The organism is Rhodopirellula sp. P2 (assembly GCF_028768465.1).
Classification (GTDB): domain Bacteria; phylum Planctomycetota; class Planctomycetia; order Pirellulales; family Pirellulaceae; genus Rhodopirellula.
Genome location: NZ_CP118225.1, coordinates 1,400,999 through 1,427,211 on the forward strand (window position 1 = coordinate 1,400,999; position 26,213 = coordinate 1,427,211).

Sequence of the window (26,213 nt, forward strand, 5' to 3'; positions counted from 1 at the left end):
ATCGAGACACGACTGCATTCGTCACGTTGGAGATGGATCACGTTGGCGAACGTCCGGACGCGGAATGGGAACGATGAGGAACGGGGGTGCCCCGGACGCCAGCCAACCAAGTCGGCGGTTGAAGAGCGGGGCGATTCTACGCATCGTCCAAGTCGCCGGACCAGCTTTCGTTTGCTGAAACGCTGACGCATAACTGCCAGAAACCGACCAATCCGAACGCGATTTCGTTCCGGTTTGCTCATTTCGAAGGGCGAATGGGAGCGATTGTTCCGGTCTTTTGGGTTAACGGGGTGTTCTGTGTTGTTTGATGGGGGTCGGACATTTATTCTGAGGAGCATTATCTAATCCCTTGATTAGGGGATTCATCGCACGTGAACGGCTGGTCTCAACATGAAACGCACCACTTGGAAAGCTCGACCTTCTCTGTCCCGCACCGAAGCGAAGAAAGCTCGCATTCGTTCCGAAAGTCAGAAACGTTCCAGGCGGCGACGCAGCCGAATGGAGACGCTGGAAAGCCGTCATCTGTTGGCGGCGATCAGTGGCGAAGTGTTTTTGGATCTCAACCAAGACAGCATGCAACAGGCCACCGAAGACGGTGCTGCCGACGTGCGTGTTTACTTGGATGAGAACGTCAATGGACTCATGGATGAAGGCGAGGAATCAGTCCTGACGGACTCCGCAGGGATCTTCTCGTTCTCGCAGTTACCAGCGGGGGAATACCACGTTCGTGTGTTGCCGGGACAGGGCTTGGTTCAAACCGCCCCGCAAGCTTCGTTTGGTTTGTTGGAAACCGTGACGGATGAATCGGGAGTGAATGTTCGCGCTTCGCAAGCGTTCCAGTTTGGAACGAACGAGGTCGACAACAAACGTGTGGTGGAGTTGCTTGGTCAACCCATCGTCAGTCGGCTCGACGGCATCACCCGAATCAATGACGGTGATCTGCTGGCAGTGGACACCCGTGCCAACGAGGTGTTTCGAATCAACCCCAGCAACGGTGAGATCACTCGCTTGGGCACCACCAACGTCGACATCGTCGGCGGGGTGGCTTACGACGCAGTGACGGACAGTGTCTACACCTTGGTGCGAGGTGGTGGTGACAATTCATTGCGTCGTCTGGCGCGGTTGGATGTGAACACGGCCAAAGCGACTTTGATCGGTGGGGGACGTTCGGGGCTGGCATCGGTCGCGGACATCACGTTTGATCCTGTCAATCGAAGGTTGATTGGATTCGACGACACGGACAATGAGTTCTTTGCATTTGACTTGTTCGGAAACGGCCAAACGCTGTCCTATTCGTCGCGAAGCGTTGACACGTTCACGATGAGTTTGGCTGGTTCGGATCTCACAGCAGGACTGCCGGCGGGCAGCACCTACGTGACCATGTTCGACGCCGATGACACCAATTTGGTTTCGACCATTTTGGTGGATGTCGACACGGGGGAGGTGACCGATTCATTTTTCGTCAGTCAACCGATCAAGCCTGTGGCGCTGACTCGTCCGACGACGGGCAACAACTCTCAGTATGTGGAAGTGACAGAATTCCAAACCGTTGCCGGTTTGGAATTTGGGATCACACAGGACGTGATCGGATTTCGAGTTCGTCCGAGCAACCCGGAATCCGGGGTGGGAGCCTTGGGCCAAGAAGGGCTGACGGTGGTCGGCGGTGCCATTGGTCCCGACGTGGTGGAAGTGACCTTGAACCGGCGTCCGGAGGCGGACGTCGTTTTCAACCTGGCGGTTTCGGCGCCTGGCGGAAGCAACCCTGGTGTGACATTGGAAACCAACCAGCTTGTTTTCACGCCGGATGATTGGGACCAAGTCCGTCGGGTGTTGGTGTCACCGGACTCTGACAATTCAGTCAACGTGATCACCAACATCGATCTTGAGATTTCGGTTGACCGTGACGTGTCGGATCCCGCGTGGGGCGATCTGCCGCTGAAAAGTGTGGGGGTGCGTGTGTTGCCTCCTGTGTTGTCGGTGGATCTGAATCAGCCAGTGATCAATGAATTGATGATCGACGCTGGTTTCACCGCGGACTTCAGCAATCTCAACGATCAGTACATCGAACTGCGAGGCACACCGAACGAGCGATTGGCCAACGGGACGTATTTCATCGCGATTTCGGAAGACAACTCCAACGAAGGATCCGTCGAAACCATCATCGACCTGTCCGGACAAACCTTTGGGGCCAATGGTTTCCTGGTTCTGCTGCAGGAAGGCAACACCTACGAAGCCGCGTTTGGTTCGCGAGTTCTGGAAAGCGATCAATCCGGTTTCTTGGGGCTACCCGATGGGATTTATTCGGATGAGTCCAACAACGGTTCCTTGTTTCGGACCTTTGACAATCGCGGCTACTTCTTGATTCAAACCGATGTCCCACCAGCGCTGGGGGATGACATTGACACGGATGATGACCAACGAGCGGACGAAGGTGGTTTGTTGTCGACTTGGCACGTGCTGGATGCGGTCTCGATCCAAGACTATGTCTTTGGTGACAACTTCGCTTACGCACCGATTCTGTTTGCGGAGAACATCAGTTCGACATCACGCAGTTATGTGTTGCCACCAGGCGGAACGGTGGTGGAAGCCGATGGATACGGTTACGTCGGACGACTGGGGGATTCCATTGGTTCGTCCGCGGAAGATTGGGTTTTCGGAACACCGGTTGATGCCGCCGATGGATCAGCGATTGATTTTGAAACGGGCGGCAAGCATGAACTGCTGGCGTCCTCGGTTTCGCAGCCTGCGCTCGCGGACCGGTTGCTCAACCACATTGGAGAAAGCAACTTCGTGGGCGGTGTTCGCGGGCAGATTTTGTTGGCACCCTCCGCGGGCGCCATCGCAAACGGGGCCCCGGCGGATTTGAGGTTGCCCGGTCAGGGCATCACGGTCTTTGCTGACACCAACGGCAACGACCGCTTGGACGATTTGACATTCGTCGTGGAACCGGATGATGTGGTCCCACCGTTTGATCCGCTGGACCCAACGGTCCAGGACCTGACGTATGTGCTGACCAACGAGTACCCGGGAGTCACGATCACCAGCACGAGTGGGAGCTTTTTCTCGAACACGCCTGTGTTGGCCGAACGCCAGTACTTGAGTGGCCGGATCAGCGGCAACCGCGTCTTCAGCGACGGTGGTTTTCAGCAGTTCTCGACCTTCAATCGCTTGCGGTTTGATTTCTATCGCCCCGTCAAATCCGTGTCCATCGATGCGCTCGGCAGTGCCTTTACCTCACTGGTTTCTTATGGGCGTCTGGACGCCTACAACGCCGACGGTGAGTTGATCGCCACCGCTGTCAGTGGTGTGTTGGTCAACGGTCGCCGCGAAACGGTGAGCTTGTCGGTGCCCTCCGATGAGATTGTTCGTGTCGAAGCCTACTCGGACACCACAATCACCGGTGGGACAACGTTTGGTGCCTTTGATCGATTGACCTACGTGCAAAGCGAAGCGTCCACGGAAACCGATCAGGACGGCATCTATGAATTGCGTTCGTTGTTTGAGGGCAACTATGACTTGCAGGTTCAAACCGGAAGCGGGGCGACCGCCTTGCTCGGCACCGCCGAACATCCTTTCACCGTGTCACGCTTTGAGAACCATGTGTTTGAAGATGTGTTCCGTGTCAACACACTTCCCAGAACCTCCGACCAAGTGATCTTGGTTGATGAGAATTTGCCAGTTGGAACCGAGATCATGGTTCAGCAAGCCGATGATGCGGATCAGCCGGTCGATGGCGGCGTGCCACTGCTGTACGAAATCATCGGTGGGAATTCAGCAGGATTGGTCGTTGATTCAGGAACGGGCAACTTGACCGTTACCGGCGAAGCTGACCTGGATTTCGAGACCGATCCCAATCGAATCATCACGATGCGAATCACCGATGCCGCCGGTGCAAAAACAACCAATCGCATCACGATTTCGCTGCGTGATATCAACGAGGCGCCTGTCGTGCAGGACACGCCTTTGGTGGTCACCGAAGACGTGCCGGCGGGTTCTGCGATTGGACGGATCCAAGCGTTTGATCCGGACATCGCCTACAACCAACAGCTGTCCTTTGAGTTGGTCGGTGGCGAAGCTCAGAATGATTTCAGCGTTGACCCGGTGACCGGGGTGGTGACGTTGTTGAATGCCGGCAGCTTGGATTTCGAAAACAACACGCAGCGAAGGTTGTTGGTTCGCGTCAGCGATGACGCCGCGATTCCAGCCGAGAATATCGTCGAACAGCTGATCTTGGTTCTCAACGAGAACGATCGGCCGACGATTTCACAGACTCAGTTCGCGTTGCCAGAAGCCGCGACCGGTGAACTGTTCCGTTTGGAAGTCAACGATCCCGATGAAGGCCAGACGCATCACTTTGATGTCGTTGGCGGAAGCGCGGCCAACTTCCTTCGGGTCACACAAGAAGGTGCTGTGCGGTTGTTGCCAGGTGCTGAATTGGACTTTGAGTCGTTCCCGAACATGACGTTGAGGCTTCGTGTCAGCGACAACGGGAGCCCACCACTGGCGGAAACGGTGAACATTCAGATTTCCTTGTTGGATGTGAATGAATCACCGAAGTTGCAGCCCACGGTGGTGCAGTTCAATGAGGGCAGCGTTCCTTCCGCCGATCAAATCTTGACGTTGGTGGATCCTGAACAGCGTCCTCAAGATCACAGCATTGAATGGCTGGATGGGCCTTCGAACTCCCTGTTTGAATTTGTTGCTGGGACCGGTGCGGAAGCGGGAACAGGAACGTTGCGAATCGCCTCCGGCGTGGAATTGGATTACGAGGATCAAGCGGTTCATCAATTGACGTTCCGGATCACGGACACCGTGGACAACTCCGTCCTTCCCGTCACCGCAAGCTTGCTGGTGGAAGTCCTCAACCGGAACGAAAGTCCCAGCATCACCACCGAGCGTGTGGTGGTTTCGGAAGTGCCCTATCCCAACGGTGCTCCCAGTTCGAGTGACGGGTGGGTGATTGTTGGCCGGATTGGTGTGACGGATCCCGATGGGGATGTGGTCACCACGCAATTGGTTGGCGGCACCGGATTTGGCAACTTCGATTTGGATCCCAATTCGCGTTTGCTTCGCGTTCGTCCCAACGCGGTCTTTGATGCGGATGTACCGGGCGCGCCTCCGCTGACGTTGGTGGTTCGTGCGGACGACGGCACTGCGTCGACGGATCGGACTCTCACGGTCCAGGTCAACAACGTCAACGAGCCACCCGTGTTTGACATGCCGCTCGCCAATGCGACCTTCCAAGACCGAGCGTTGGTCAGCGGCCAGTACCTGGAAATCCAGTTGCCCGACAACATGGTCAGCGATCCGGAAGGCGGCAACTTCTCGATCCGCATCTTCGGTGAGTCAGGCACCTTGCCGAGTTGGATGAAGTACGACATCGAAACGCAGACGTTGACGGGGACTCCGAGGCCACTGGACACCGGCGTCTATCATTTGACCGCTCGTGCGTTGGAGTTCGGCCCTCGGCCATTGGCAACGGACGTTCAGTTCACCTTGACCGTTGCGATGGGCACCACACCATTCCAAAATGGTCGCAATCGATATGATGTCGATTCCAACCAATCCGTCGCGCCGCTGGATGCACTGCGGATCATCAACTACCTGCAAACCAATGGTCCGGGGGCTTTGGATCCCGGCAGCATGGGATCGTTCCCAGGTTTCCTGGATGTTTCCGGTAACGGGGAAGTCACTTCGCTCGATGCGCTGCTCGTGATCAACGAGATCAATCGCATGGCCAACGAAGCTGCTCAGGCTGTCGCGGGGGCTGAACCCATCGCAGTCGAGACTTCGGTCGATGATTTCTTGCGTCGGGAAGACGCGGTGGACGAGGTGTTGGCAGCGGAACTGAATACACCGACACTGTTTTAATGGAAGATAACGGGCACGATGGTAGAAACGGGCACGGACGCCGACGACGCTTTGCCTGATTCAAGCTTGCGTTCCACCCGCTGGGCTCACGCCGAGCGGGTCCTGAAGGAATCGTTTGGGTTCGAGCGTTTGCTGCCGCCTCAACGGAAGGTCATGGAACGACTGTTTGACGGTCGCAACGTGGTCGCCGTGATGCCAACGGGCAGTGGCAAAAGCTTGTGCTACCAATTGGTCAGCCAGTGTTTGCCGCATCTGACAGTCGTGGTGTCGCCCTTGGTTGCGTTGATGAAAGACCAAGGTGACTCGCTGAAACGGCGGGGCATCGAGGTCGCGAGGCTGGACCATTCCGCCTCGCCTCAAGAGCTGCGTTTGGACTTGCAACGTGTTCGTTCGGGGCACTGCAAGTTGCTCTACGTTTCCCCTGAACGTTTTTTCAACGAGCGTTTTCGTGCGGTCCTGGGGGAAACACCGATCTCGATGTTGGCGGTCGACGAAGCCCATTGCATGAGCGAGTGGGGGCACCACTTTCGTCCCGATTACCTGCGGTTGCCGGACGTGGTGGAGGAGCACAGTATCCCGCAAGTGCTGGCGTTGACCGCGACGGCGCCGACCCGAGTCGTGCGCGAAATTCGATCCGCGTTTGGGTTGGAACGAACCGATGTTGTGAAGCTGCCGACACATCGTTCGAATTTGCACCTGCAGTGCACGCAGGTGACCTCTCGAGAGCGCGATGAACGGTTGCTGGAACAGCTTCGGGCGGCGGCCAAGTCCCGCACCAAGGGCGTCACGATTGTTTACGTCACTCGTCGTCGAACCGCCGAGCAACTGGCAGAATCGCTGAACGAAGCAGGTCTTTCCGCGATGGCGTACCACGCGGGATTGACCAGCGAACAACGCAATTCCATTCAGCATTGGTTTCTGGAATCCAACCACGGCATCTTGGTCGGCACCGTGGCCTTTGGGATGGGCGTGGACAAAGCCAATGTGCGCCGAGTGATTCACTACAACCCATCCTCTTCGTTGGAAGGGTACAGCCAAGAGATTGGTCGTGGCGGTCGGGATGGCAAAGCGACGCAGTGTCAGACTTGGTTGGTTCCCGAAGACCAAGTCGCGATTCGTAATTTGCCATGCAGTGACTGGCCGACGAAGCAGTCCGTGGAACGTTTGCTGGATCGATTGATCGGCCAACCGGATTCGTTTTACTTGGCGCTTGGCAAACTGGCTTGGGAAGTGAATTTGTCGGTCGGTGTGCTGGGGACGTTCATGATTCAGTTGCGACAACGTGGATGCCTGGAACTGTTGCCCGCGCGGTACGACGTCTACCGAGTCAAACCGAGGTGCGAGATTTCGGAAATTGCTTCGCGGAGTGGCACGATTGATCCGGAGGCTGCGGAAGCGATTGTGGCTTCGTTGGTCAAAGCCAAGCGGGCGTATCGGGTCAACTTGGTTCTGGCGACGCGGCAATATGGGGTGTCTCGGATTCGTCTGGTGGCAGCGCTCGAGGAGTTGGCTTTGTCCGGGATCATTGAATTGGAATCGTCCGAGTTGATGCACGGGTACCGCTGGGTCGAGCGAATTGCTCGGCCCGCGGCGACGGTGAAGCATTTGCTGAAACGCTTTGACACGTCGATGGATGCGACGCAGCAGCGAATCGATTCGATGATGGGTTTCCTGGCCTGCAGCGAGTGTTTGCCGGTCTCGATGGCCGCTCATTTCGGTTCGCGTCGCTCGCGGCCCTGTGGGAAATGTTCAGCCTGTCGTGGCGAGGGGCCGTGGGACACCCAGCTGAATCCACCCGATTCGATCGGCGATTCGGCCTCCAAAGCGATGGCAGATGCGATGGCGGCGTATCCCGACCTCTTTTCAGATCCGATCGATCGGGCCAAATTCCTGTGTGGCTTGTACACGCCCGCTTTCATGCGTTTTCGTGTGAACCGGCATTTCGGCTTCGGTGTCTGTGAATCCGTTCCCTTCACGACCGTTTTGGCGGCAATGCGAGCGAACTGATTCGATGTGATCACTCGTGCATCGGGTGTTGATAGAATTCAGCCGAAATGCGTTCGCAACCGGTTCGTGGCTGAGAACCGTGGGCGAGCGCCCAATGCCATCTACTTTAGAACCAACCGAGGGGATTTTGTTAGCGGAACGGCGCAAGCCGTCCGGTAAATCGTGGGTGTTTTCCGGCGCGTCACCGGACGGCTCGCGCCGTTCCGCTACAAAGTAGATGGCATTGGGCGAGCGCCCATCGGCTGATTGTTGGATCCCTGGATGGATTGAATCAACCAGCCGCCACGCGTCGGGTTAGGGCCGGCAAGCGGATGTTGTAAAACGACCGACGGCAGACCTTTCCCCTGACTTTGTTCTCTCGTAACCCCATTCCCTCGAAACCATTTTTTGAGATTGGCACCCATGATCACCATCGTTGACTACCAAATGGGAAACCTCCGCAGCGTCCAAAAGGCGGTGGAGCGTTCGGGCGTGGAAGCGGAGATCACCAGTGACGCCAGCCAGATCGCAGCGGCCGAGCGATTGATTCTGCCGGGCGTGGGAGCGTTTGGGGATGCGATTGGCGAGATTCGTCGTCGCGATCTGGAAAAACCAATCAAGGACTTCATCGCGTCGGGCAAACCCTTTTTGGGAATCTGCCTGGGCCTGCAGATGTTGTTTGAACAGGGCCTGGAAGGCGGCACCCACGAAGGTCTGGGGGTGTTGGCTGGCGACGTGGTCCCGTTCGAATTGCCGGTGGAATACAAGGTCCCGCACATGGGATGGAACGCGGTCGATGTGCAATCGGCGGGGGCCGATCTGGGCATTCCATCCGGAACTCATTTTTACTTTGTTCACTCGTACTACGTTCGTCCGACCGATCCGTCCGTGGTGGCACTGACCTGTGACTACGGCGGCGAGTTTTGTGCCGCCGTGCGTCGTGGCAACTTGATCGCGACGCAGTTCCACCCCGAAAAGAGCCAGGGAGACGGGCTGCGATTGATGCAGCGTTTCGCAACCTCGCCGGTCGAAGTCGCCTGAGCCATCCGCCACCCAAACAGAGACGAAAATTCATGAATCCATCCATCTCGACTCCACCCGCTCACCAACTGCAAACCGAAAACGGGAGTGTCCAAATTCGGTTTGAGTGGCAGCAGGATCGCTACGCTCACGTCGTTCGCTGGCAGTCCGAATCGGGCGAGGTGTGCGAAGCCCGCAGCGAAGAAGGTTCGTCCGATCAGGACTGGCCCGCCTCACCGGCACTTCAGCAATTGTCAACCGAGACCATCGAAGGCGTGCCGACAATCCTGGGAGTCGGCTGTGCCGGCAGCAGTCACTTCAGTGTCAGCGTGCAGGTTTTGGAAACAGGTGACTCATCGGCAGATGGGAATTCGCGTCCCGCTGTTCGATTTGACTGGGCGGTCAGGATGTCGGCTGCCGCTGCGAAGGAGCATCCGGACGCCGACTTGGGGACCAAGTACTCAGCGGAAAAAATGCTGGCAAGTTGTTTGCATGGGCAGACCCAGATGATTTGCGATCCTGAATCTGCGGGCGGGACTCGCTTTGTTCCGGATCCATCCGGTGGTGGTCGCACACGGCAGTGGAGCTACGACCTGCTCGGGGCGGCTTGCGCAGATCCCGAGTAGCGACAGTCGCCAAGACTTTCGGGGATTCGTGCTGCCAAACGAAACTCTTGACGAGTTTCGCTACCCGAACCTTTCTCCATCCGGTGGTGGTCGCACGCGGCAGTGGAGCTACGACCTGCTCGGGACGGTTTGCGCAGATCCCAAGTAGCGACAGTCGTCAAGACTTTCGGGGATTCGTGCTGCCACTCGAAACTCTTGACGAGTTTCGCTACCCGAACCTTTCTCCATCCGGTGGTGGTCGCACGCGGCAGTGGAGCTACGACCTGCTCGGGGCGGTTTGCGCAGATCCCGAGTAGCGACAGTCGTCAAGACTTTCGGGGATTCGTGCTGCCACTCGAAACTCTTGACGAGTTTCGCTACCCGAGCCCTGCTCCATCCGGTGGTGGTCGCACGCGGCAGTGGAGCTACGACCTGCTCGGAGCGGCTTGCGCAGATCCCGAGTAGCGACAGTCGTCAAGACTTTCGGGGATTCGTGCTGCCACTCGAAACTCTTGACGAGTTTCGCTACCCGAGCCTTTCTCCATCCGGTGGTGGTCGCACGCGGCAGTGGAGCTACGACCTGCTCGGAGCGGCTTGCGCAGATCCCGAGTAGCGACAGTCGTCAAGACTTTCGGGAATTCGTGCTGCCAAACGAAACTCTTGACGAGTTTCGCTACCCGAACCTTTCGCTGTTGCAAGCGACTTGTGAAGTAGCAGAATGACCCAAACCGTCGGCGGTTCGTGGGAAACCGACCGCTCGCCCTCGGATTGAAATACACTGTGGGTTTTCATTCCTCAGGATGCTGCCTTGATGTCGAACCCCATTCCTCGTCGCCAAGCGTTGTTGGCGGCCTCCACTGTCGCAGCGGCGGCTCTGCCCGCCACTCAACTTCTCGCGGGAGAGTCACGCACGATGCTTGCTGCCAAGACGAACTTGATGGACATGATTTCGGTGCCACCGCTGGCGATGAACACCAGCACGCTGCGTGGGCACAACTTGACCGTGCCTCAGCAAATCGAGGTGGTTGCGAAAGCTGGATTTGATGGCATCGAGCCGTGGATCCGTGATCTGCGAAGTCACGTGGATGGCGGCGGTAGCGTTGCCGATTTGAAGAAACAGCTCGACGACACGGGATTGAATGTTGTCGGGGCGATCGGATTTGCCCGTTGGATCGTGGACGATCCCGCGGAACGCCAAGCCGGTTTGGACGAAGCCAAGCGGGACATGGAGTTGGTGGCAGCGCTCGGTGGCAAGCAAATGGCCGCACCTCCGATTGGAGTTCATCGGACCGAAGAACTTGGCGAAGGCGGTGCACCCTCGCTCGAGACGATCGGCGAACGTTACCGGGCCATCTTGGAACTCGGGGACACGATGGGCGTGACGCCGTTGTTGGAACTCTGGGGGTTCTCGCCGGTGCTGCATCGCCTGGCGGAGTTGGCTTACGTTTCGACGGCCGCGGCTCATCCGTCCGCGGCGGTGCTGCCTGATTTCTATCACATTTACAAAGGCGGCAATGAGATGTCGTCATTGGGGATGATCGAAGCGTCCCGCATGCCGTTGTTCCATATCAACGACTATCCCGCTCAGCCCGGGATTGATGTGATCGCCGACAAAGACCGGGTGTACCCGGGCGATGGGGTGTGTGACTTGGTGGGCACGATCGCGATGTTGCTTCGCAATGGATTTGCTGGCACGTTCTCGCTGGAGTTGTTCAACCCAGGGTATTGGAAGCTGCCTGCGGAGCAGGTCGCCGCGGAAGGCTGCCAGAAGTCTCGCGACGTGATCGCGAAAGCGGTGGCAGCAGCGAAGCAAGCCGCCGCCAACCAGGCTTGATCCGAATGAATCCGATTTTTGCCTGGGGACGACGGCACGGGTTTCTTCTGACGTTGGCGGTGTTGTTTGCGATTGGTTTCACCGCCGCCGACGTGCTTCGTCCGGTCGCGGAGCAGGAATGGCTTCGCGGCGCGGTCGTGTTTGCGGTCATGTGGGCATCGGGAATGACGCTGCCGTTGCGATCCGTGACGGATGCGGTGCGGCGACCCATGGCGGTGCTGGCCGCGGTCGGCCTGAACACGCTGGCGGTGCCTGTGGCGGCTTGGTGGATTGCGGGATGGCTGGCTCCGGAATGGAGGTTGTCGTTCTACGTGGCTTCATTGGTGCCTTGCACGCTCGCCTCGGCGATGGTGTGGACGCGCCGCGCCGGGGGGGATGATTCGATCCCGATGCTGACCACGGTGGTGACCAATCTCGCCTGCGTCGGTGTGATCCCGCTGGGATGGTGGTGGGTGTCGGAGACCGAAGCCGTGGCGGAGCTCACCCGTGGTCTGCAGGCGGTGGCGGTGGCGGAATTGGGGGCGGGGGCCGCTGGAGCGGGCGGCCGGACGTTGGCCGATCAAGCGATCAAGTTGGGATTGGTGGTGGTGGCTCCGCTGACCTTGGCCCAGGGCATGCGTCTGGGAGGGTGGGCCGAGTGGGCGGATCGAACCAAGCCAAGGTTGTCTTGGGCGGCTCAGGGCGGCATCCTGACCATGGTGGTGTTCGGTGCCGTGACCACCGCCGACAAGCTGGCCTCGATCACCGAGGAAGGCGGGATGGCGGTCTTTGCTCAACTGATCGCGACTGCCTCTGCGATTCACTTGGTGTGTTTGTTGGCCGGAATCCTCTTCACCCGGTGGGTGCTGGGACGCGGTCCCGAGACACAGATCGCCGTGGGGTTCTCGGCCAGCCAGAAGACGCTCGCGATTGGCCTGCAAACGTCCATGGATCTGGGGGTCAGCGTGTTGCCAATGATCATCTACCACGTCATTCAGTTGGTCTGGGACACCGTGGTCGCCGACGCTTGGTTGGCAAGGGGAAAGAAGGATTCGTCAGGATGAAGCTTGCGCAGCCATCTCGGGGCTTCCACCCCGAGCGATCGAGGCCGTGCAGTTTTTTTTGATGCCGTTTTTGAGTTGGTTTTTACTTGTCGCACCTCCCCTGAAACGAAGTTTCAGGGGAGGTCGAGCGACGCCGTTCAGGCGTCCGCGAGGGAGGGGGCACGAGCATGGGATCGCAGTATGAATTGCCCTCCCCCGAAAACCTTGCTGAAGGCTCGTTTCTCGACCCCTCCCGTTTCACGGGCGGGGTTCGCAAGATTTGATGAGCACTGCACTTAAAAACTGCACGACCTCGATCCACGAGGTCTCTTCCGGAGCCTTGGACGCAAATTCGCCCCGGAGGCGCCGTCAACACTAAGCAGGTCGGCAGGAGTGATCAAGCACAACCATGTGAGCCGTTTGGGCGTTAGCCCCGGTTGTGCGTGAAAACCGTGGCTAACGCCAGCGGCTCACATACCCGATGACACCAGCGTACCTGCTTAGCTCGGAGCGGAAGCCCCGAGACCAGCGTCCCACGTTCAGAGCAGTTCGTTCCAGCTCAAACCGAAACGCTGCAAGTACTTTCGCAAGCGATCGGCGTCGTTGGGTTTGGCCTTGGCTTTGCGTGACTCGGCAAACAGGGTTCGGCCGGCTTGTGACAGCGATCGGCTTTGGCGGCAAACCCGAATGACCTCGGCGAGCTGCACGCGATCGAAGCGATCCAGTTTCGAGACTTGGGTTTCATCCAAGCAGCTGGCCAAGATGGACGTGTCCTCGCGGTGGGCATCGGCGACCTGCCAGCTCGATCGCAGTCTGGCGATTTCCTCGGTCACCAATTCGATCGTGATGCGTCCGCCTTCGGCAAGCGTCCCCATCCGCGTCACGGCCGCATTGAGATCGCGAAAGTTGGCGTTCCAAGGTGTGGCCGGGTCCAGGGCGAAATCGACAAACGCTTTGCGAGCCTCTGTGCTGATCGTGACCTTCTGCCCGGAGTCACGCGTGAATTGCTGCAACTCGTAGTCCAGGTTGGGGTCAATGTCAGCTCTTCGTTCGCTGAGTCCGGGCAATCGAAATGACCAAAGGTTGATTCTGGCCAACAAGTCTTCCCGAAACCTGCCCGCACTGACTTCGGACATCAAGTCACGATTCGTTCCCGCGATCAATTGAAAGTCGCTGCGGATGCTTTGGTCGGATCCGACCGGCGTGAATTCCTTCTCTTCGATCGCACGCAACATCATTGCTTGTTCATCCAGCCCCAGTTCACCGATCTCGTCGAGGAACAGCATGCCGCCATCGGCGGATTTCAGCAGTCCCGCCCGCGCGGAGCTTGCTCCCGTGAAGGCTCCCTTGGTGTGACCGAACAGCGTCGACATGGCCTGTTCGCCTCGGATCGTCGCGCAGTTGACTTCGACGAACGGGCCACTGACCTGTCGCCGGCTGTGCTTGAGTTCGTAAACCAGTTTCGCAAGTTGCGTTTTGCCTGCCCCAGTCGGACCGGACATCAAGATCGGTGCCTTCGTGGCCAGGGTCACTCGCTCGATCCGGTCAATCAGTGCATTGAAGGACGGGTCCTTGGTTTCAATGCCGTGTTTGAGGATGGAGCGTGCTTCGTCTTGTTCTTGCCCAAAGCGTTTGGCCAGTTCGTCGTAGCGGGACAGATCCAAGTCGATGATCTGGAACGTCCCCTGCACCGAGGCTGCCTCCTGTTGCTTGGACCGACCTCTCGCTGGCGGCGGCGACGTTTGGATCAAACGCCCCGGCAAGTGACGGGACTCCGTCAACAGGAACAGACAGATTTGTGCGACGTGGGTCCCGGTGGTGATGTGAACCAAGTAGTCTTCGGCGTCCGTGTCGAAGGCGTAGTCGCGAGAGAACTGATGCAGTCCCGCGTAGACCTCTTCCAGGTCCCACGGGTCTTTCAACGCGATCGGATGCACTCGCACGGACGTTTCCGGGGAGACGGTCTCGATGTCTTGAACAACTTGGTCGGCCAGCTTGGAGTAACGACGTTCGGCGATCAGCTCGAACCGATCGACGATCAAGTCATCCTGCTGGCAGATCGCCACCGAGGGACGCCAGGTGCCCCACCGATCGCGAGATTTGCGGGGTTGGTCGAGATGGACGCCGAGCAGGCCGATGACAACGCATTTCTTGTTCATATCCCACAGTATAATTCACTAGCGATTTGTATACGCGAGAGGTGGTTCTGTTCCAGGTGCTGATTGCTCGCTTTTTCCGTAAGTCCCTGTCAGGGAGTGTCTTGCGTGTTCTGGTGGAGGTTTGGCACGGGCGGTGCTTAAGCAAACCCGCATCACCCATCGAATTTCTTCAGCTCGAGGCTTCCATGACGACATCGACCAAGACTCGCTCCACCCCGGATTCGCGCTTCAAGTACTCCGGCCCCGGAATGGTTTCGACCGGCGAAGCGACCGCGCTGCTGCGGACGGAAACGACCGCGCCGATTCGGGTTTTCGGAACCGAGTCCATTCGAGAAACCTTCGACGACTTGTGCTTGCAACAGGCCGTCAATTCGCGATTGGCCCCCGGCGTCACCGATCTGGTTTTGAATCCTGACGCGCACTGTGGTTACGGAGCACCAGTGGGTTGCGTGATGGTTTCGCCCACTCACATTTATCCCGGTCCGGTCGGTGTCGACATCAAGTGTTCGATGAGCTTGTTGCAATTGGATCTTCCCGCCGAAGCGATCGAGGACCGCAAGGTTCGTCGAGCCTTGATTTCGGCGATCTGCCAACGCACGCCGACGGGCGCTGGAAAAGGGCAACGCAGCGTGACCAAGGCACGGCATGTCAACCGAACCCTTGGGAAGCAATTGGTGACCGAGGGCGCAAGCGACGATGTGTGCCGCGCTCTGGGGATCCCGACCAGTTGGTCGCACCGCTGCGAAGACTCGCACCATGTTGGACACGATGACACGGAGTTGGCACTCGAGAATCGACTCGAAACGATTCTGGGGCATCGCCACATGAGCAACTTCAGCGACAAGATGCAGCAACTGGGGTCGTACGGAGGCGGGAACCACTTCGGTGAATGCGAAGTGGTGGAAGTTGGCGATGACGACCGTGCTCGTGAAGTGGCTCAAACGTTTGGTCTGATCGATGGAAACGTGGCGTTTCTGTCGCACTGTGGATCGCGCGGGTTCGGACACAACTTGGCGTCGGGCCAATTCCGTACCTTGCAAGACAAGTTCGATCGGTGGGGGATTCCGCTGCCTGCGGGCGATCGCCAATTGGTCTACGCTCCTTTGGGAACCGAGGAAGCGAATGACTACCTCGATGACATGGCCTTGGGAGCGAACTTCGCGACCGTGAACCATTTGCTGATCAATGCTCTCGTACTGGAAGCGTTCCAGGAAGTGATTCCGGGAACCCGCGGGAACCTGGTTTACTTCATCAGTCACAACATCGCTCGAAAGGAAATCGTGGGCAATCAACCAGCCTGGGTGCATCGAAAGGGAGCCACGCGAGCGATACCGGGTGGGCATCATTCACTCGCCAACACCCCGTTTGCAAAATCCGGGCACCCGATTCTGTTGCCGGGAAATCCACGCGATGGGTCAGCCGTGATGGTGGCCGAGGAAGGTGCGTCGGCGTCTTGTTACAGCGTCAACCATGGTGCGGGACGGACGCTCGGACGACGTCACGCCAAACGTGTGCTGGATCAAGCGACGGTGGATTCGGAATTTGATTCCAACGATATTTTGAGCAATTGCCGCAAGTACCCGATCGACGAAGCCCCCGCGGCATACAAGGATTTCAATGAAGTCCTGCGGTCGGTCAAGTCCGCTGGATTGGCAAGCGAAGTGGCTCGTTTGAAAGCCCGGTTTGTGATCAAGGATGCGAGCAAAGCAGATGATTGAAATCAATGGAAACGAGGGCGAAGGAGGCGGGCAGATTGTCCGCTCTTCGCTCGCCCTCGCGGCGGTCACGGGCCAGCCCGTTCGCCTCACCAACATTCGCGGCGGTCGCCAGAAACCGGGGCTGCTGCGTCAGCATCTGGCCGGTGTGCGGGCGATCCAAGCGGTGTGTTCGGGGGACGTGGACGGTGACCAACTGGGCTCGAATGAATTGACTTTGGTGCCTGGCAAATTGTCGGGCGGCGACCATCGCTTTGAAGTGGGTTCCGCGGGCAGTGCGATCCTGGTGGCGCAGACCATCCTGCCGGTTCTTCTGCACGCGGATGCACCATCCACGATCGAGATTGGCGGTGGGACGCACGCAGCGTGGGCACCGCCATTTGATTTCTTCTTGCGTTGCTACCTGCCGTTGTTGGCTCGGATGAATGCGAATGTCGAAGCCGACATTGAATCCCACGGGTTTTATCCCGCCGGTGGTGGGCGGGTGGTGCTGAAGGTCACGCCCTCGACTGGGATCAAAGGACTCACGTTGACGGATCGAGTCGGGAAACTGCAACCGAGAGTCACCGCATTGGTTTCCAAGATTCCAACATCGGTGGGCGAACGTGAGTGTGACCTGATCGCACGAAAAACCGGCTGGGACAAGAAGGCATTCCAGGTGCTCGATGTTCCGCAAGCCGGTGGTCCGGGCAATGTCGTGATGATCGAGTTGGGGTTTGACAACGTCCGTGAATTGATCATTGGGTTTGGCAAGATCGGAGTCAAAGCGGAGCAGGTGGCGCGGGCGACGTTGCGTGAGGCCCGTGCTCACTTGGCCAGCGACGCGCCCGTGGGTGTGTTCCTCGCCGATCAACTGTTGTTACCGATGGGCTTGGCGGCGCGCAACGGGCACCGCAGTGAGTTTCGCACCGGGCCCCTGTCCCCGCACTGTCAAACTCACATCGAAGTGCTGCGACGTTTTCTCGATGTCAACATTCAGTCTGTCACCGGTGAAAACGGTTCCGTTGACGTGAGTGTTGAAGCAGGTGACGGCTGCATTGGCTCAGCGTGAACTGATTGCCGTGCTGCAAGGTTTCAAGCATTGGTTGCAGTTCTCCATTGCGGGAAGCAAAGCGAGTATAAACACAGGCTTGTTGCAAGCGGTTTTGTTTCTTCTCAAGAGGTGGTTGCGATGCGAATGTTCAGTGTTTGCTTGATGGTTTTGGTTGGCTGGCAAGGGACGTCGGCATTGGCTCAGGAGATGTTGCCCAAGGACGTTCTTCAAATGGACGCTGGGACCTGGGATGCCAAAGTGACGATGCACGGCATGGGACAGGAAATGGTTTCCGAAGGCACGGAAGAGAACAAGATGCTGGGCCAGGTTTGGCTGGTCAGCAGTTTCAAGGGCGAATTCGGCGGGGAAGTGTTCGAAGGACGGGGCCATGTTGGCTACGACCCTGCGTCGAAGCAGTACGTTGGCAGTTGGATCGATTCGATGACGCCCGTGGCCACGCAGATGAAGGGCACTTACGACCCCAAGACCAAGACGATGACGCTGCAGACCAAGGGAGTCGACATGCAGGGCAAACCATCAACGGGCACGGTGACAACGGTCTACCAAGGCACCGACAAACGCACGACAACCATGCACAGCATGATCGATGGCAAGAAGGTCAAGGTGATGGAAATCGTCTACCAGCGAGCAGCGGGCAAGTAGCTGGTTAGGACCGAGTGGGAAGCAATTCGTCATCGTGGTGAAGCAGTTCCGGGATTGGGTGGCCGCAGACTTCCTGGACATCCAAGTCTTGCAGGCGAAGGGAGACGCTGACTTCGCGGTCGCAGGCCACCTGCCGGAGATGAAACATGACTGTGAAAACGAACGGATATCGTGGACGCAGTGCTGCGAAAACAATGCCTTGAGTTCCGGTTCCCAATGAGTCGAGTGGTTCGGCATCCAGATGGTGCCGATAGGTTCCCGACCAATCGGGCAACACAAGACGCATTCAGACGGATTGAATGCCGCGCTGCAAGGTTTCGGTCAAGCGAAACCGGTCCCCGGCGCGGAACGCGTCACCGTCGAGCCACAGGCCTGGGAAGGTCACGCCTTTGAAAACGTCGGCATCGCGCGGTGCAGCGATAAACTGGTTGCCATCGTGGTGCCACCATTCGATGCGACCTTCGAGTGTTTCGAAGATCAAGTATTCACCGACGCCAGCGGCCTCGTACACCTCACGTTTTTCGCCGAAGTCATAGCTGGCGGAGGACCCCGCGATTTCAACGATCAGCTCGGGCGGGCCGACGAGATAGCCTTCGTGATTGAGATGAGTCGAGCCGCCCACTTGCTGCCGCATGCAGAGGTCAGGCTGCGGTTCATGATCGGACCCCAAGAACACAGTCGCGTTGTCGGACACGACAAGATTGGGGGCATGCATCGCGTATGTGCTGAGCCAAAAATTCAAGATGGAATGTGGGTCGCCATGGGTTGTCGCTCGCAGGGCGTTCATCAGATAAACCCTTCCGTTGATTCGTTCGGCCTTGAGTTTTTCGGGCGCCGCTTCATACCGGCGGAGGTATTCATCATGCGACAACACATCCCCGCTGTTCAGTTGAGGGACGATGTCATGCACGTAGCGCGAGCTGGTTTCTTGAGCCGTTTCACTCAATGGAATTGCCTCCAGATTTCGGATATGTCGCCAAGTGACTTTCGCCTGATTCTACCCCAACGGATTCATGCGAACGTCCGCCAGGCTTGGATTGCATCAGTTCTTGAGTGGCGGAAAACGGAATGTGTCAACGAGATTGAGACAACTTTGTCAACGGATCAGTGAACGATGCCAGTGCACTTGGGGGCCAGCCCCCAAACCCCCGGGATTGTTTCGGGCTCATCCGACGGAAGGGTGCGCCCGAGGTTTTCAAGGCATGCACCGATGTCCGAATGTTCAATGATGGACGGCGCCCGTGTTGAAAACAGCCCACCGGCATGGCGAGCATGCCGGTGGGCCGCGAAGCACCTTCGGCGCATCGGAGAAATCCCTCCAAAAACCTGAAGTCAGGGTGCCGCGCACGCTTCCGTCGGATGAGCCATTTTTCGTTGTCCGGTGGTGTTCGCTTCGCTCGACCACCGGCTACCGTCTTGGACCACTTCGTGGTCCCTCCCTCGCGAATGGGAATCTGTTGGGAAACCCGAGCGAAATGGCGGCCAGCTCGATTGCCGGCACTCCGATTCGCCAAGCCAGGTCCAACCTGGCCGACGACCTTCGACACTGCACGACTTCGATACGCAGGCGGTGGGCGCCGATCTGCAGGTGACGATCGGCGACGCTGGCAGCCAATCAGGCTGAACGGCGAGAAGATCTCAGCCGTTCGATGGAATGTCGAACCTGTTCGCGCAGTGCGAGGTGACGCCAATCACGTGGGTTTGCTGTGTGGAGCCCCCTCACCCGAACAGGGCCTCAATCGGCCCGTTCGACCTCTCCCCCGGCGAAGCCGGGGGAGAGGTGACTTGGGCGTTTTCTTGCCCCCAGCGAAGCTGGGGGAGAGGTGACTTGGGTGTTGTCTCGCCCCAGCGAAACTGGGGGAGAGGTGACGGGCGGTCTCGCTACTGAATCAATTTCATGAGTTCTTTGGCGGTGAGTTTGGCGGATGACTCGGTGCCTTCGAGCAGGCTGTCGGCGAGGTCGCGTTTGCTTTCATGGAGTTTCAAGATCCGCTCTTCGACCGTTCCGGTGGTGATGAATCGGTACACCGTCACGGGCCGCTGTTGTCCCATCCGGTGGGCGCGGTCGGAGGCTTGGTCTTCCACGGCGGGATTCCACCAGGGGTCCATGTGGATCACGTAGTCGGCCGCCGTCAGGTTCAACCCCACGCCCCCGGCTTTCAAGCTGATCAAGAACACGTCGCCTTCGCCGTCCTGGAAGGCATCCACGCTGGTCTTGCGTTTCTTCGCGGGCGTGCTGCCGTCCAGGTACTGATATGAAATCTTTCGTTCATCGAGTCGGTCTCTCAAGAGTTGCAGGTGGCCGACGAACTGGCTGAACACCAACACCTTGTGACCGCCCTCGATCAGATCCGTCACCGTTTCAGTGAAGCGTTCGAGTTTTGCTGCTTTCAGGCCTGCGTTGGCGTCGACTAAATCGGGATGACAACAGAACCGGCGCAGACGCATCAGTTCCGCCAGGATCTTGATGTGCATGGGTCGGTCGTCGTCACTGTCCTCCAAGTTTTGGAGTGCCTTTTGACGAATGGCTTCGTACATCGCGGCTTCCTTGTCACCCAATTCGATCGGCACGGTGATTTCGGTTCGCGGTGGGAGTTCATCCAAAACTTGGGACTTCGTCCGTCGCAGAATGAACGGCGCGATCAATTGCTTGAGTTGTCGCTGGACGTCGCGGCGATGATCGCGTTCGATCGGAACGGCAAAGCGTTCTTGAAACGACTCCGAGGAACCGAGTAGTCCTGGGTTGATGAATTGAAACAGGTTCCACAGTTCACCCAGATGGTTTTCCATGGGTGTGCCGGTGAGCACGACTCGGAAATCCGCTTCGAGTCCCATCGCTGCTTCGCTGCGTTTGGTGTCTGCGTTCTTGATCGCTTGGGCTTCGTCGAGAACCAGCGTCTGCCAACGTCGGGATTGCAATTTTTCCGCTTCGTTGGCCAGCAAACCATAACTGCATATCAGCAGGTCTCGTTTTCCCAAGGACTCAATGACCGTCTCGCGATCCGCTTCGCTGAACAGGACCGGGCGCAGCGAGGGTGCAAAGCGTGCGATTTCGGAAACCCAGTTGGCGGCCACCGATGTCGGCGCGACGATCAAGGCTGGGCCGGATTTGCCGCGGTGGAGCAGAACGGCGAGGCACTGCAGCGTTTTCCCCAATCCCATGTCATCGGCCAGGCAGGCACCCGCGCCCAGGTGAGCCAAACGGGACATCCATTTGAAGCCGTCGACTTGGTAGTCGCGGAGTTCTGCGTCCAGCGTCTTGGGAACTTTCGGTCGCACGCGGTCGGCCGATTCGATTCGCTTGATCTGCGTCTTCCATTGTTGGTCGGCGATCAGGTCAGTGTTGCCGGTCAGTTCGGCGATCGCGGTGGTGCGAATGGTGGGGAACCGCACTTCGTCTTGGCGGCGATCCGTGTACGCGGCCATCGTTTCCAGTCGCTTGCGAAAGTGTTCGGTGAGCGCCACAAATCGACCGTCGTTGAGTTGCACGAATCGGGATGTGCTGGCGCTCGCCATCTCCAGCAGATCCATCATCTCGATGGCCAATTGGTTGTCCACCTGCAGTTTGCCCGAAGCGGCGAACCAATCCTGGCCCCCGTCGATCTTGATCTTCCAGTCCGACTCATCCGCGGACCCGGCGATTTGAAAGGCTTGCCCCTTGGGCCAGTGCAACGTCAAACGTGATTCTTCCACCAGCGATTCCAGTTCCAGCAGCGCTTCGAGAGCCTCCGCCGCAGTGGGCAGATCGATGACCTCGACGTTGGCCTGCTCACCCAGGAAGTCGCAATCGTTTTGCACCGCACGAAGGCTGTCTGTTTCCGCCTCCAAATCCCGGCGAGTCGATCGCATCTGACCGTCAACCTTGGTGACGACCGTTCGACTGCCCTGACCCGGAACGAAGAAACCGCCACTGTCACCAAAGGGGCGAGTGAAGAAGGTGATTTGCAGGCCTTGATCGTAAGGCGTCAAGTGAGCGTGAATGGCGCTGTCAGCGACGACTTGCTCCGCACCCTCGGCGGCGACTTCGATCTCCGAATGCAACGGCGCGATCGGTGCCAGTGGCCGCACCGCGTCGAGCAGTTGATCGACGGCGGAGTCGGGCACCGTTAAACCGTCGGACAACATGGACGCCAGTTTCAACTGCGCGTCGCTGAATTGAACAATCGAAAACTTCGACGTGCTCTCGCGTTGCACCAGCAAATGACAGTCACGGGATGTTGGTCGAGGTGACAAGGAAATCGTGGCGCCACCCTCGGGCGATTGCTCGACCACCAAACGAGCCTGCCCCTTTTCAATTTCAATTGGCGATCGGGAGTCGTCGTCCATGAACAGACAGGGGTGATCGACCAGGGCATCGACCAACAACGCGGTTTCAAAGTAGTAGTAACGTTCCGTGTACCCGTAGGGATCGCGTGAAATGTCGCAACGGAGCGAACCGCAGATTTTTCGATCCTCTGGCTTCAGGAAATCAAACTCGGCGAGTCGACTCGGGTCATGGATTCGCTCCAGAGCAATGGGGCGACCTTTGGACCAGCCCTTTTTGCCATAGCTTTGGTGAACCGGTCGACAATCGAGAGGACGGTCATCGGTCGCAATGGTCACCAACCACGCCAGACGGTTTTGCTCTTCCGGTATCGCGGAGCCTGGCTGCTTGGCTGAGGGAGACGCGGGCTGGTAACTGGCCGCAAAAGCTTGCAAGGCGCCGAGTTGTGTTTTCCAAATGGGTGTTCGCTCGAACTGACCGGCCATCGGTGATGTGCCGGTGGCGTGGTACAGTTTCGCAATCATTTTCGCAGTCGATTGATTTGGTTTGAGCCGGTTGGCGAGGGTCATCGCTTCGGCCGCCAGCCAATCCATTCCCGAGACGCGATACAACTCGCTGACTTTGGCAAGGTTTTTCAGTTCACGGGCTGCTTGTTCCGTGCTGAAACAAATTTCACGCGCATAACCGCTGAGCAAAGTTGCCAAGGGGCGCGAGGCATCATCGGTCCAACTGGTTTGGATGGATTGGGCCAGTCCCGGGTCGCCTAAAAAGTCGCACCCGCTCAACACGGCGTCACATCCTTGCAGCAGATCTTGATCCAATTGCTTGATGCGTCGTTGGATGATCTTGGCAGCCGTTGCGGTCGCTCGGGGATCGGACTGCCGGAGCAATAGCAGCGGGTAGTGAAGTCCGGCGAAGGTTTGACATGCCGTCGAGGACGAGCCTTTCTTTCGCGATGCAGTTGGCATGGCGGTGGCAAAGTGTTGGATCGCTTGATCCTGGTCACCATGCAGCAGGCAGACCAGCCCAAGGATTTCGGGGCGTTGGTGTTTCAGCAGTTCCGCCAACGGCTGCAAAGCGGCAACGCGGCCCGCGGCAAACAATAAATCGACACCCACCGAAATGGCAGCCTCGTCCTCGGGGGACGAGCGTTTCAACCAAGCTTCGACGTGATCGATCATCGCCGCCGAGCCATTCGCCGTGTGCAACAGGGGCGGTCCGAAGACCCGCCAGTAGGCATCTTGAAGTTCGAAAGGCAGGCCTTCGTAGACGGTCTCGTCAAAGGGCGTCAGCAGGCCCAGTGTTCGTGCTTGGACCGCGTCCTCTGAGGCATGGTCGAAGTAGCCCTCCAAATCGCCTTGATAGAATGCGATCCGTTGTTGCTTTAGTTTGTCTGAAGGCTGATGTCGCTCCCAGGAGTATCGGTGTGATTTGTGAAATGCGTTCACGATGGCCACCAGATCCGAGAACGTACCTTCGTGGATCGATGATCTCAGAATCGCATCGCCCAGGGACGGCCGAATTTGGAATTTGGTGCTGGATGGAAGCTGAATGTAGCCGTTGTTTCGCAGTTGACTCATCATCGGCTTGATGACGGCCTGGGTGATCTTGGGAGGTCCTGGTTTGCCAAGCTTGGTCAAGCAAGGCAGCGCTTTTCGCACCATTTTCGATAGATCGGACAGGTCGACCGGGCCCCAAGCGACGGCGAGGAGTTGACATGTCAACTGCTGCAGTCCATCAAGAGATTCGAAGGGTCTTTTCGTTCCGCGGGATGACAATGGTTGAGATTCCAAGTTGATCTGGGATTGGCAGTCTGGGAGCAGCGATCCAGCACTGAGTCGACGGCTCACTGGACCTCTTCCCGAGCGAAAAAAGGATAGTCTTCCCGGTGGGCGTTGCCTAACCGGGGACCGGCTCCTTTTGCGCCGTTCGATCGGTTCTTCGAGGATTCAGTCGGGAGAAGTCGTGGACGAGCCCGGAGGATGTCGCAGCCTCCGGCGGTGTTCGCTTCGCTCGACCGCCGGCTACTCTCTTGAACGCCTCCGGCGTGTTCCCGTTGGCGAGGTCGAACAGGCTGATGGAGGCTGAGCTCCGCTCTTGTGAAACACTGGCGTGAAACGTTTCGGGGGTGAATTGGGGTTTTTCTCATCCACGCGGATTTGCTACGTCGGAGGTTGAATTGTTCAATGAATCTTCCCGTCTCGGATGAACCGCATGGCGAGTCGCCTTTTCCAGTCGATCGTTCCGTTGATGTCTGTCCTCCTGACGGCCCCTGTTTTGGTGCTGTGCGGAGGCTGTCACGATGGCCCCATGTATGCACTCAAGCATGCCAATCCCTACTTCACGATGCGTCAGTGGAAGGCGGATGAGGCGATCGGGGTGACGGATCACAAGCGTCGCAACGAACTGCAGTCGCTGGCGGATTCGATGATCGCCATGCCGGAAGAACGCCAGCTGACTTGGACACCGCACCTGGAACAGATCTATGAAAACGATCCCAGCGCCGAGATGCGTCGATTGGCGATCTTGGCCGCCGGGCGTTCGAAAGACGCGAGCACGCTGGATTTGGTTGCCAAAGGCCTGCAAGACGACAACCTGAAGGTTCGCATGGAAGCTTGCCGTGCGTTGGGTGAGCGGCCCGAAGAACGGGCGGCGCAGTTGTTGGCCTCGATCGCAGGAGAATCCCAAGACCAAGACGTCCGCCACGCCGCCATCGCGGCGCTGGGCAAGCACCCCGGCGAGATCTCAACCAATTCGCTCAAGCTGGCCCTTCAAGACCGAGATCCTGCCACGCAAGACTTGGTGCTCGAAACGCTTCGTGAGAGCACCGGGAAAGACCTGGGCGACGACCCGGCTGAATGGATCGCCGCCCTGAACGGTCCGACAAGTGAAGAGCCTGCCAACGGTTCGCTGTTCCGGTAACGCAATCGTTCGGAAGCAAATCGGCGATCGCAGAGCGGCTTGCGTTTTCGGGTCGCGGAACTCGTCCAAGGTATCGATTTGCATCCTGAATCGCCGAAAGTCTTGACGACTTCCGCGACGGATGGAATTCCAAAACCAAACTTCGCCGCAGGGCTCGTCGATTGGACGGAGCCCATCGACGACTTTGCCGATGGCGAATTAGATTTTGCCGTCGAGACCCATTTGGTAGTACTTGTGGGTGATCTTGTCTTGGTTTTCGAGCAACCAATCGATCGACGGCTCGTTGTTCATCGCTTTGTGAATCGCTTGCGTCATCGCGCGACGGTGAATATCGAACAAGGCCTTGTGATCCAAGTTGTCGTCATCGATGACACCGGGGTTCAACCACACACTGCAAATGATGCCGAGGTCGTTGGCTTTTTCCTTGGGGAGGTCGCCGGCGCGAACGGCATCCAAAACTCCGTTGGCGATCGCGGCTTGGACCGTGCCCATCAGAATGTTGGTGTAACGGCTGTTTTTGACCGTCACCTTGCTGACGCACAATGTCACCGGACGGACTTGGATGTCGGTGTTCAGAATCGCGAAGACTTTGGAGTGACCCATCGATTGGTCACCCGTCAAAGTGGCCAGGGCGGTGCCAACGGGGCCGTCGAGTTCGCCAATGACGACTTCGGGTTCCGCAGCGGTGAAGGGTGGGCCACCGGCGACAAGGGATTCACCCGTGCGAAGGACAATGCGATCTGACATCAAAGAACTCAATCAAAGAGGAAGAGGGTGGGCTCTGTCAAAGCCACGTTCAAACGGGTTGCGGGTCAGCACCGTAGCGGAAGTCGTCAAGACTTTCGGGATTTCAGCACCGTAGCGGAAGTCGTCAAGACTTTCGGGATTTCGTCAAGCAAGTCGAAACTCTTGAGGAGTTTCGCTGCCCTGACTGGTGGATTGATCCGCTGGTCCACTCGCTGACGCTTCGGGTTGGGATCGATTGGCTGATGCACCAACGAAGGCCGAACACCAGCGGTGCGTCAGCGTCAACGATGCGGTTCAGCACCGTAGCGGAAGTCGTCAAGACTTTCGGGATTTCGTCAAGCAAGTCGAAAATCTTGAGGAGTTTCGCGACCC

The 26,213-nt window shown here is 58.0% G+C and carries 15 protein-coding genes; 10 read left to right on the forward strand and 5 right to left on the reverse strand.

Features of this window, described 5'->3' with window-relative positions:
- Positions 1-390 precede the first annotated feature (390 nt).
- The 6 genes from PSR62_RS04940 to PSR62_RS04965 all read left to right on the forward strand — a co-directional run bounded on the left by PSR62_RS04940 (position 391) and on the right by PSR62_RS04965 (position 12,359).
- Complete coding sequence (locus PSR62_RS04940; RefSeq protein WP_274406703.1) at positions 391-5,871, forward strand: cadherin domain-containing protein; 5,481 nt, start codon at positions 391-393, stop codon at positions 5,869-5,871.
- Between the two features lie 18 nt (positions 5,872-5,889).
- The gene (locus PSR62_RS04945; RefSeq protein ID WP_274406704.1) at positions 5,890-7,878 is read left to right on the forward strand and encodes a RecQ family ATP-dependent DNA helicase; all 1,989 of its coding nucleotides are present in this window, start codon (positions 5,890-5,892) and stop codon (positions 7,876-7,878) included.
- Positions 7,879-8,280: 402 nt separating this feature from the next.
- Positions 8,281-8,898: an imidazole glycerol phosphate synthase subunit HisH gene (gene hisH / locus PSR62_RS04950; protein WP_274406705.1), complete on the forward strand. Its 618-nt coding sequence runs from the start codon at positions 8,281-8,283 to the stop codon at positions 8,896-8,898.
- Between the two features lie 32 nt (positions 8,899-8,930).
- The gene (locus tag PSR62_RS04955; RefSeq protein ID WP_274406706.1) at positions 8,931-9,503 is read left to right on the forward strand and encodes a hypothetical protein; all 573 of its coding nucleotides are present in this window, start codon (positions 8,931-8,933) and stop codon (positions 9,501-9,503) included.
- Between the two features lie 946 nt (positions 9,504-10,449).
- Entirely contained in the window at positions 10,450-11,316 is an 867-nt protein-coding gene (locus tag PSR62_RS04960) for a sugar phosphate isomerase/epimerase family protein (protein ID WP_443217398.1), read from the forward strand.
- Between the two features lie 5 nt (positions 11,317-11,321).
- The gene (locus PSR62_RS04965; RefSeq protein ID WP_274406708.1) at positions 11,322-12,359 is read left to right on the forward strand and encodes a bile acid:sodium symporter family protein; all 1,038 of its coding nucleotides are present in this window, start codon (positions 11,322-11,324) and stop codon (positions 12,357-12,359) included.
- Between the two features lie 518 nt (positions 12,360-12,877).
- On the opposite strand, the gene rtcR is transcribed toward PSR62_RS04965, so the two are convergent.
- Positions 12,878-14,497 carry an RNA repair transcriptional activator RtcR gene (rtcR, locus tag PSR62_RS04970; RefSeq protein ID WP_274406709.1) on the reverse strand — a complete coding sequence of 540 codons (1,620 nt, stop codon included), beginning with the start codon at positions 14,495-14,497 and terminating at the stop codon, positions 12,878-12,880.
- A gap of 185 nt (positions 14,498-14,682) precedes the next feature.
- Here rtcR and PSR62_RS04975 point away from each other — a divergent pair, with 185 nt between their 5' ends.
- The 3 genes from PSR62_RS04975 (at position 14,683) to PSR62_RS04985 (ending at position 17,908) form a co-directional block, all read left to right on the forward strand.
- The gene (locus PSR62_RS04975; RefSeq protein ID WP_274406710.1) at positions 14,683-16,215 is read left to right on the forward strand and encodes an RtcB family protein; all 1,533 of its coding nucleotides are present in this window, start codon (positions 14,683-14,685) and stop codon (positions 16,213-16,215) included.
- Entirely contained in the window at positions 16,208-17,263 is a 1,056-nt protein-coding gene (rtcA, locus tag PSR62_RS04980; RefSeq protein WP_274406711.1) for an RNA 3'-terminal phosphate cyclase, read from the forward strand. Before PSR62_RS04975 ends, rtcA begins: the two co-directional genes overlap by 8 nt.
- A 120-nt stretch (positions 17,264-17,383) precedes the next feature.
- A complete protein-coding gene (locus tag PSR62_RS04985; protein WP_274406712.1) occupies positions 17,384-17,908 on the forward strand; it encodes a DUF1579 family protein in 525 nt (174 codons plus the stop codon).
- Positions 17,909-17,912: 4 nt separating this feature from the next.
- On the opposite strand, the gene PSR62_RS04990 is transcribed toward PSR62_RS04985, so the two are convergent.
- The 3 genes from PSR62_RS04990 to PSR62_RS05000 form a co-directional block, all read right to left on the reverse strand.
- Positions 17,913-18,194, reverse strand: coding sequence for a hypothetical protein (locus tag PSR62_RS04990; protein WP_274406713.1), 282 nt, complete (start codon positions 18,192-18,194; stop codon positions 17,913-17,915).
- Complete coding sequence (locus PSR62_RS04995) at positions 18,195-18,854, reverse strand: Uma2 family endonuclease (RefSeq protein ID WP_274406714.1); 660 nt, start codon at positions 18,852-18,854, stop codon at positions 18,195-18,197. It abuts the gene before it with no gap.
- A gap of 935 nt (positions 18,855-19,789) precedes the next feature.
- A complete protein-coding gene (locus PSR62_RS05000) occupies positions 19,790-23,896 on the reverse strand; it encodes a DEAD/DEAH box helicase (protein ID WP_274406715.1) in 4,107 nt (1,368 codons plus the stop codon).
- A gap of 481 nt (positions 23,897-24,377) precedes the next feature.
- On the opposite strand from PSR62_RS05000, the gene PSR62_RS05005 reads away from it, so the two are divergent.
- Complete coding sequence (locus PSR62_RS05005) at positions 24,378-25,094, forward strand: HEAT repeat domain-containing protein (RefSeq protein ID WP_274406716.1); 717 nt, start codon at positions 24,378-24,380, stop codon at positions 25,092-25,094.
- A 198-nt stretch (positions 25,095-25,292) separates the two neighbouring features.
- Here the strand turns inward: PSR62_RS05005 and fae are convergent, their stop codons facing one another.
- Positions 25,293-25,841 (reverse strand): formaldehyde-activating enzyme, encoded by a 549-nt coding sequence (gene fae / locus PSR62_RS05010; protein ID WP_274406717.1) that lies wholly within the window; start codon positions 25,839-25,841, stop codon positions 25,293-25,295.
- Positions 25,842-26,213 lie beyond the last annotated feature (372 nt).